We start from the raw sequence: 7,636 nt of genomic DNA, 5'->3' as shown, positions 1-7,636 counted from the left end.
CGCTCGCCTGTGGACGACGGTCGTCCTGTGGACGGCCCCCCGGAGGGCCGGGCGGTCTGCTAGGCGCGCTGCTTCCTGGGCGTGCCCGGCAGCGCCGGCGAGGCCCTAGGCTGGGACGGGCGCACGGCGGAGCCGCCGCCGTCCGGCCGGGGAGGTCCTCGATGACCACTGTGCACGATGCCAGCGGGCCCTCCCGCCTGGCGGAACCCGGCGAGGGCATCACCGCCGAGGAGTTGCAGCTCGCCGCCCGCAACCACGGCATCCCGCTGGAGGCGCTGCGCTACGACGTGACCCCGGCCGGCCTGCACTACCTGCTCATCCACTACGACATCCCGGACCTCGACCCGGACGCGCACGCGCTGACGGTGGCCGGCGCGGTGGACCGGCCGCTGGCCCTCGACCTCACGGCGCTGCGCGAGCGGCCCCGGGTCACCCGCCGGGTCACGCTGGAGTGCGCCGGCAACGGGCGCGCCCTCTTGCACCCCCGGCCGGTGAGCCAGCCGTGGCTGGTCGAGGCGGTCGGCAACGCGGAGTGGACCGGCACCCCGCTGGCGCCGCTGCTGCGCGAGGCGGGGATCGCCGCCGACGCCGTGGACGTGGTCTTCACGGGCGCCGACCACGGCGTGGAACGCGGCGTCGAGCAGGACTACCAGCGGGCGCTGCCGGCCGCCGACGCGCTGCGCGAGGAGGTGCTGCTGGCGTACGAGATGAACGGCGCTCCGCTGCTGCCGCAGCACGGTGCCCCGTTGCGGCTGATCGTGCCCGGCTGGTACGGCATGGCGCACGTCAAGTGGCTGCGCGCGATCGACGTACGCACCGAGGCGTTCGACGGCTACCAGAACGCGGTCGCCTACCGGCTGCGGCGGGACGCGGACGACCCCGGTGTGCCGGTGACCCGGATCGAGCCGCGGGCGCTGGTCCGGCCGCCCGGTTTCCCCGACTTCATGTCCCGCACCCGCGTGCTGCGGCCCGGTCCGTGCACGCTGGACGGTCGCGCCTGGTCCGGCCACGCCCCGGTCGTCTCGGTGGAGGTGACCACCGACGGCGGGGCCAGTTGGCGACCGGCCATCCTGGACGAGCAGGTCGGCGGGGAGTTCGCCTGGCGCCGTTGGCGCTACGAGTGGGCGGCGGAGCCGGGGCGGCACGTCCTCGGGGCCCGCGCCACCGACGCCTCCGGGCGCAGCCAGCCGGTCGAGCAGGCGTGGAACCGGGGCGGCTTCGCCAACAACCTCGTCCAGCGGGTCGAGGTCGTGGTGCTGGCGGGGTGAGCCGGGCTGCCGGGGAGGACTGGGGCGACGGCCGCGCGGCGGTGGGGGCGCCGATGGGCTCGTACGCCCGGCGGTGGGTCAGCCGGGCGGGCGGCGGAGCGGTGGGTCAGCCGCCGAAGCCGGAGTCGGCGGGCAGCGAGATGTCGGGCTTCTCCAGCTCCTCGACGTTGACGTCCTTGAAGGTCATCACCCGGACGTTCTTCACGAACCGGGCCGGACGGTACATGTCCCACACCCAGGCGTCGTGCATCTCGACCTCGAAGTAGACCTCGCCGTCGGAGTTGCGCACGTGCAGGTCGACCTGATTGGCCAGGTAGAACCGGCGCTCCGTCTCCACCACGTAGGAGAACTGGCGGACGATGTCGCGGTACTCCCGGTAGAGCTGGAGCTCCATCTCGGTCTCGTACTTCTCGAGGTCTTCCGCGCTCATCGCACTCCGCCTTCCATGACCACATCTTCCCCCACCGACGCCGGAGGCTGAGGCTGCTCGCCCAACGCCACGCCGACGGTACCCCCTGGCGGGCAGGAGCGCTCCATCGGCTCGTCCCGCCTCGCGTCCGCCGGCCGGCGCGCCCGGGGCGGGGCGCCGTCGCGACCGGACACCGTCGCCACGTTGACGTACGAGAACCGGTGCTCCCGACACGGCCCCCGGTCCCGCAGCGCCGCGGTGTGTTCCGCGGTGATGTAACCCTTGTGCTCGGCGAACCCGTAGCCCGGGAACGCCCCGTCGAGCTCGACCATCATCCGGTCCCGGGTGACCTTGGCGAGTACGCTCGCCGCCGCGACGCAGGCGGCCACCCGGTCGCCCTTCCACACGGCCAGCCCCGGCACGTCGAGGCCGTCCACGCCGAAGCCGTCGGTCAGCACGTAGTCGGGGCGGGTCGTCAGCGACGCCAGCGCGCGACGCATCGCGGCCAGGTTGCTCACGTGCAGGCCCCGCTCGTCGACCTCTTCGGCCGGGATCACCACCACGGCGTACGCCAGCGCGCGGGCCACGACCTCGTCGTGGATCCGCTCCCGGCTGGCGGGGGTGAGCAGCTTGGAGTCGGCCAGCCCGTCGATCTCGCCGCGGCGGCCCTCGGGCAGGATCGCGGCGGCGGCGACCAGCGGCCCGGCGCAGGCGCCGCGACCCGCCTCGTCGGCCCCGGCGACGTGCCGGAAGCCGCGCCGCTGCAACGCGCGCTCCAGCGCGTAGAGCCCGCCCTCGCGGCGCACCACCGTGCGCGGGGGCGTCAGCACGGCGCGTCCTGTCCGGCCGTGGGCGCGGGCGAGGCGGCCAGCGCCCGGGCCAGCACCGTCGTCAGGTCCGGCGGGTAGTACCGCTCGCCACTGACGGTCAGCTCGTCCGGCGACCACCACCGGTGGGCGGCGACGGTGGCCCGCTCGATCTCGCTGAAGCCGGCGGTGTCGACCTCGTGGCCCGCCACCCGCACCAGGAAGAACTCCTGTTCCTGCCGGTACCACACGCCGTCGAAGGGGAACTCCGTCACGTCGCGGTGCACGGGCGCCCCGAACGCCGGGGCCGGCAGCCGCAGCCCGGTCTCCTCGGCCAGCTCCCGCGCCGCGCACTCGGGGTAGGTCTCCCCCTCGTCCAGGCCGCCGCCGGGGGTGAACCACCAGCGCCCGTGCTCGGGACGGGCCGGGTCGGAGCCGCAGAAGAGCAGCACCCGACCCGCCGCGTCGACGAGCAGGACGCGCGCGGCACGCCGGGGGGTGTAGACGGTCACCGCACCAGCCTGCCAGACGCCGCCGACAACGCACACGCCCGGCGGCCCCTACGGTTCGGGGATGGCCTCGTACGGCTTCGGGACGCTCAGCCAGGTGGCCCGGCCGAACGGCCAGAAGACGGTGAAGGCCCGCCCCACGACCTCGCCCTCGGGAATCGTGGCGACGGTGATGTCCTGACCGGACTGCTGCCAGTGCTCCAGCGAGTCGCCCGACGCCTCGCGGTGGTCGCCCATCACCCAGAGCCGGCCCTTCGGGACGGTGATGTCGAACTCCTCGGCGGTCTTGTCGCCGGGGTAGATGTAGGGCTCGTCCAGCGACTTGCCGTTGATCACCAGCCGGTCCTGCGCGTCGCAGCAGACCACGTGGTCGCCGCCGACGCCGATGACGCGCTTGATGAAGTCCTCGCCGTCGGGGTTGGCGCTCCACTCCATGGGGGCCTTGAAGACGATCACCTCGCCCCGGTGCGGGGACCGGAAGTCGTAGACCAGCTTGTTGACCAGCACCCGATCGTCGATCTGGAGGGTGTTCTCCATCGACGGGGAGGGGATGAAGAAGGTCTGCAGCACGAAGGCGCGCACCAGCACCGCGACCAGGATCGCCACACCCAGGAGGATGGGCAGCTCCTTCCAGAAGGAACTGCGCGGCTTGTCGGTCTGCTCGTCAATCACGGCACGAGCCTACGTTGCCCGGCCCAGCGCCACCGTCCGGAACGCGCGAGAACGGCGAGCGCGACAGCGGTCGGGGCGAACAGCACCAGATCGCCGTCCGGCGTGGGGCGGACCGGGGGCGGGGCGCCGGTGGTGGCGGCCGGCGGGTCGGCGACGTCGTCGAAGGTCGCGGGCACCGACAGGGCGCTCCAGCGCGACGACGGCCAGACCACGGTGAACGCCCGGCCCACCACGTTCTCGATCGGCACCGGGCCCTGGCAGCGGGCGTCCTGGGAGACCATCCGGTGGTCGCCCATGACGAAGATCTGCCCGGGCGGGACCACGATCTCGTCGAAGCGCCGGGACCGGCACTCGCGGGGGTTGGGCGGGATGTCGAGCGGCGAGTCGCGCAGGACGTACGACGACTCGTCGAGCGGCGTGCCGTTGACCAGCACCCGCCCCTCGGCGTCACAGCACTTCACCCGGTCGCCGGGCAGGCCGATGACCCGCTTGATGAAGTCCTTCTCGCCGGGGCGGCTGACGCCGACGAGGTCGCCGACGGTCCGGCTGAGCTTGCCCGCGAACCCGGGCTCCGGCCCCTCGGCGACCTGCGGGGCCCAGCGGTCGGTGCCCCGGAAGACGACGACCTCGCCCCGCACCGGGTCGCGCACGTCGTAGACGACCTTGTTGACCAGGACCCGGTCCCCGACGAGGAGGGTGTCCTCCATCGAGCCGGAGGGGATGAAGAACGCCTGGAGCAGGAAGGTGCGGATCAGCACCGCGAGGCAGAACGCGACGACCAGCAGCAGCGGCAGCTCCTGCCAGAGGGGCATCTGTCGGCGGGGCCGGCGGGCGCGCCGTCGCCAGGGGTCGACGGCGCCGTCCTCGTCAAGCGTCTGCACCACGCCACTCTCCGGTCAGCAGAAATGACACTACCGCCCGGGAACCCTGTCGGGGCTCCCCGGGCGGTAGTGGTCGTCGCTCCGCCGTCGTGGCGGGACGTCGCCCGGCTGCGCCCGTAGCGACCAGGGTAGTGCGGTCCGGTCGGTACGACATACGCGCAGCTCGGGCGGCGTGGCGAGCGCGAGGTCAGCTCGGCTGCTTCTCGCGCTTCTCCTTGATCTTGGCCTTCTTGCCCCGCAGCTCGCGCAGGTAGTAGAGCTTGGCGCGGCGGACGTCACCGCGGGTCACGACCTCGATCCGGTCGATACCCGGGCTGTTGATCGGGTAGGTGCGCTCGACACCGACGCCGAAGCTGATCTTGCGGACCGAGAAGGTCTCGCGCAGACCGTCACCCTGGCGGCGGATGACGACGCCCTGGAAGATCTGGACACGGGACCGGGCGCCCTCGACGACGCGGGCGTGCACCTTGACGGTGTCACCGGCACGGAAGTCGGGGAGGTCGGTGCGCTTCGACTGGGCGTCAAGGGCGTCCAGGATGTTCATCGCTGCGTCCTCGTGAGGCTCACGGCGCACCGTCAATCGGTGCGCGGGTGGGTGATTCTGATCCCCGGGTGGCGGTCAGTGACCCGACCCCGGTCGGGGATCCTCGCAGCCGGCCGCGGCGCGGCCGGTTGCGGCAACCCCCCTACTTTGCCACATCCCCCGTCGGCACCTGAAATCCGGCCCGGTCCAGCGCGGCGACGTCCCGTTTGTCCAGGCGCTGCGGGTCCACCGCGGCGAGCATGTCGGGACGACGCGTCGCGGTGCGGGTCAGCGCCTCGTCCCGCCGCCAGCGGGCGATCCTGCCGTGGTCGCCGGAACGGAGCACCTCCGGCACCTCCAGCCCCCGCCAGGTCGCCGGCTTCGTGTACATGGGGGCCTCCAGCAGCCCGTGGGCGTGCGACTCCTCGGCCAGCGAACCCGCGTTGCCGAGCACGCCGGGCAGCAGCCGGGTGACCGCCTCCAGGATCACCAGCACCGCCACCTCACCGCCGAAGAGGACGTAGTCGCCGAGGGAGACCTCGGTCACCGGCATCCGGGTCGCGGCGTGGTCGAGCACCCGCTGGTCGATGCCCTCGTACCGGCCGCAGGCGAAGAGCAGGTGCGGCTCGGCGGCCAGCTCGTGCGCCATCGCCTGGGTGAAGGGGGCGCCGGTCGGGGCCGGCACCACCAGCCGGGGCGCGGTCACCTCCGCCGGGGCGAGGGCGTCGAGCGCCTCGCCCCACGGCTCCGGCCGCATCACCATGCCGGGCCCGCCGCCGTAGGGCGTGTCGTCGACCGTGCGGTGCACGTCGTGGGTCCAGATCCGCAGATCGTGTACGGCCAGCCGCAGCGTGCCGTTCGCCCGCGCCCTGCCGATCAACGACAGGTCCAGCGGGGCGAAGTACTCCGGGAAGATCGACACGATGTCGACGCGCATGCGGGGGTGCTCCAGCGGTTCTACAGATCGAGCAGACCGGCCGGCGGGTCGACGACGACGCGACCGCCGGCGAGGTCAACCTCGGGGACGATCGCCTTGACGAACGGGATGAGCGCGGTGCCGCCCTCGGGACGGCGCAGTACCAGCAGGTCGGAGGAGGGGGCGTGGTCGATCCGGGCCACCTCGCCCAGCCGGTCGCCGTCGGGGGTGACCACGGCCAGCCCGACGAGCTGGTGGTCGTGGAACTCCTCCGGGTCCTCCGGCGCGGCGACGTCGGCGCTGTCGACCGCGAGCAGGGTGCCGCGCAGCGCCTCGGCGACGTCGCGGTCCAGGCTGCCCTCGAACGCGACAAGCATCCGTCCCTGGTGCCAGCGGGCGGACTCCACGACCAGTTCGGCGGGCACCCGGAAGGCCACCCCCTGCTCGGGCGCGGCCGGCGACGGCTGCGGCGCCACGGGCTCGGTGCGGCGCGCCCGGGGCGTCGCCCCAGGCATGGTGCGCAGCACCATGCCTGGGGCGAACCGCGCTTCGGGCTCGTCGGTCCGCACCTCCACGGTGACCTCACCGCGGATGCCGTGCGGCTTGCCGACCCTGCCGACGACGAGCAGCATCAGTACGAGTCGACGATGTCGACGCGTACGCCGCGCCCGCCGATGGAGCCGATCACCTGGCGCAGCGCCTTGGCGGTCCGGCCGGACCGCCCGATCACCGTGCCGAGGTCCTCCGGGTGCACGCGGACTTCCAGCCGCTTGCCCCGACGGGAGTCGACCATCCGGACGCGTACGTCATCGGGGTGGTCGACGATGCCCTTGACCAGGTGCTCCAACGCCGGACGCAGAGGCATGTCAGGCCTGCTCACCGGCGTCGGCAGCGGCAGCCGGGGCCTCGGCCGGAGCCTCGGTCTTCGGCGTCTCGGCCGGAGCCTCGGTCTTCGGCGTCTCGGCCTTGGCGGCCTTCTTGGCCGGCTTCGCCGGCGCCTCGGCCAGCCCGGCGGCGGCCTTCGCCTCGGCCTCGTACGCCGCGGTGCGGTCGACCCGCTCCGGGGCGACCTTCAGCGGCGGCGGGGCCGGCAGGCCCTTGAACTTCTGCCAGTCACCGGTCAGCTCCAGCAGCCGCTGCACCGCCTCGCTCGGCTGGGCGCCGACGGACAGCCAGTACTGGACCCGCTCCGACTTGACCTCGATGACCGAAGGGTCTTCCTTCGGCTGGTAGATCCCGACGAACTCGATCGCCCGGCCGTCGCGCTTGGTGCGCGAGTCGGCGATGACGATGCGGTACTGCGGGTTGCGGATCTTGCCCATCCGCAGGAGCCGGATCTTTACGGCCACAGTTGTTTCGCTCCTGTTGCGATCTCACCTGCCCGGTACGGGCGGTGCACGGGTGAGTGTCGACCGGCACAGTGGGGTTGGGCCGGAGACTGCTCGGTGGACTGGCGACGTGCCCGGGTTAGAGGGCGCCGGACGCGCGCCGGATACCAGCCAGCCATTCTGCCAGATCGGACCCCGATCGCTCGCACCGGACCGCCCCCGGTCACCCGCCGGGCGGCAGAAGTGACCGAAAGCACAGTCGCCGCCCGGCGGCCAGCCCCGCCGATCGGGGGCGGTGCGCCACCGGGACGCGCGGGCGGGTCG

10 protein-coding genes and 1 pseudogene are annotated in these 7,636 nt (G+C 73.2%); 1 reads left to right on the top strand and 10 read right to left on the bottom strand.

Annotated elements, in window-relative coordinates; translation table 11 throughout:
• Positions 1 to 161 precede the first annotated feature (161 nt).
• Positions 162 to 1,268 (top strand): sulfite oxidase, encoded by a 1,107-nt coding sequence (locus F6X68_RS28065; RefSeq protein ID WP_151457077.1) that lies wholly within the window; start codon positions 162 to 164, stop codon positions 1,266 to 1,268.
• A gap of 106 nt (positions 1,269 to 1,374) precedes the next feature.
• On the opposite strand, the gene F6X68_RS28060 is transcribed toward F6X68_RS28065, so the two are convergent.
• The 10 genes and pseudogenes from F6X68_RS28060 to rpsP all read right to left on the bottom strand — a co-directional run bounded on the left by F6X68_RS28060 (position 1,375) and on the right by rpsP (position 7,333).
• Positions 1,375 to 1,698 (bottom strand): DUF2469 domain-containing protein, encoded by a 324-nt coding sequence (locus F6X68_RS28060; protein ID WP_007075222.1) that lies wholly within the window; start codon positions 1,696 to 1,698, stop codon positions 1,375 to 1,377.
• Positions 1,695 to 2,507 carry a ribonuclease HII gene (locus F6X68_RS28055; protein ID WP_151457076.1) on the bottom strand — a complete coding sequence of 271 codons (813 nt, stop codon included), beginning with the start codon at positions 2,505 to 2,507 and terminating at the stop codon, positions 1,695 to 1,697. The genes F6X68_RS28060 and F6X68_RS28055 overlap by 4 nt, the downstream gene beginning before the upstream one ends.
• Positions 2,501 to 2,995, bottom strand: coding sequence for an NUDIX hydrolase (locus F6X68_RS28050; RefSeq protein WP_151457075.1), 495 nt, complete (start codon positions 2,993 to 2,995; stop codon positions 2,501 to 2,503). The genes F6X68_RS28055 and F6X68_RS28050 overlap by 7 nt, the downstream gene beginning before the upstream one ends.
• Positions 2,996 to 3,043: 48 nt before the next feature.
• Positions 3,044 to 3,664: a signal peptidase I gene (gene lepB / locus F6X68_RS28045; RefSeq protein WP_151457074.1), complete on the bottom strand. Its 621-nt coding sequence runs from the start codon at positions 3,662 to 3,664 to the stop codon at positions 3,044 to 3,046.
• Between the two features lie 9 nt (positions 3,665 to 3,673).
• Positions 3,674 to 4,548 (bottom strand): annotated as a pseudogene (lepB, locus tag F6X68_RS28040) (signal peptidase I).
• A gap of 184 nt (positions 4,549 to 4,732) precedes the next feature.
• Positions 4,733 to 5,089, bottom strand: coding sequence for a 50S ribosomal protein L19 (gene rplS, locus F6X68_RS28035; RefSeq protein WP_101414582.1), 357 nt, complete (start codon positions 5,087 to 5,089; stop codon positions 4,733 to 4,735).
• 142 nt (positions 5,090 to 5,231) lie between these two features.
• Positions 5,232 to 6,005 (bottom strand): tRNA (guanosine(37)-N1)-methyltransferase TrmD, encoded by a 774-nt coding sequence (gene trmD / locus F6X68_RS28030; protein ID WP_151457072.1) that lies wholly within the window; start codon positions 6,003 to 6,005, stop codon positions 5,232 to 5,234.
• A gap of 20 nt (positions 6,006 to 6,025) precedes the next feature.
• Positions 6,026 to 6,613, bottom strand: a complete 588-nt coding sequence (gene rimM / locus F6X68_RS28025) for a ribosome maturation factor RimM (RefSeq protein ID WP_192581565.1) — start codon at positions 6,611 to 6,613, stop codon at positions 6,026 to 6,028.
• Between the two features lie 2 nt (positions 6,614 to 6,615).
• Positions 6,616 to 6,876 carry an RNA-binding protein gene (locus F6X68_RS28020; RefSeq protein WP_172862164.1) on the bottom strand — a complete coding sequence of 87 codons (261 nt, stop codon included), beginning with the start codon at positions 6,874 to 6,876 and terminating at the stop codon, positions 6,616 to 6,618.
• Complete coding sequence (rpsP, locus tag F6X68_RS28015) at positions 6,851 to 7,333, bottom strand: 30S ribosomal protein S16 (protein ID WP_151457070.1); 483 nt, start codon at positions 7,331 to 7,333, stop codon at positions 6,851 to 6,853. The genes F6X68_RS28020 and rpsP overlap by 26 nt, the downstream gene beginning before the upstream one ends.
• Positions 7,334 to 7,636 lie beyond the last annotated feature (303 nt).

It is taken from the genome of Micromonospora sp. AMSO12t, from assembly GCF_008806585.1.
Taxonomy (GTDB): Bacteria; Actinomycetota; Actinomycetes; order Mycobacteriales; family Micromonosporaceae; genus Micromonospora; species Micromonospora reichwaldensis.
This window is presented reverse-complemented; position numbering and strand designations above follow the sequence as displayed.

Bases quoted from the DNA above. Each gene is read 5' to 3' on its own strand.
- F6X68_RS28065 (WP_151457077.1), top strand. From the start codon at position 162: ATGACCACTGTGCACGATGCCAGCGGGCCCTCCCGCCTGGCGGAACCC.
- F6X68_RS28060 (WP_007075222.1), bottom strand. From the start codon at position 1,698: ATGAGCGCGGAAGACCTCGAGAAGTACGAGACCGAGATGGAGCTCCAG.
- rplS (WP_101414582.1), bottom strand. From the start codon at position 5,089: ATGAACATCCTGGACGCCCTTGACGCCCAGTCGAAGCGCACCGACCTC.
- trmD (WP_151457072.1), bottom strand. From the start codon at position 6,005: ATGCGCGTCGACATCGTGTCGATCTTCCCGGAGTACTTCGCCCCGCTG.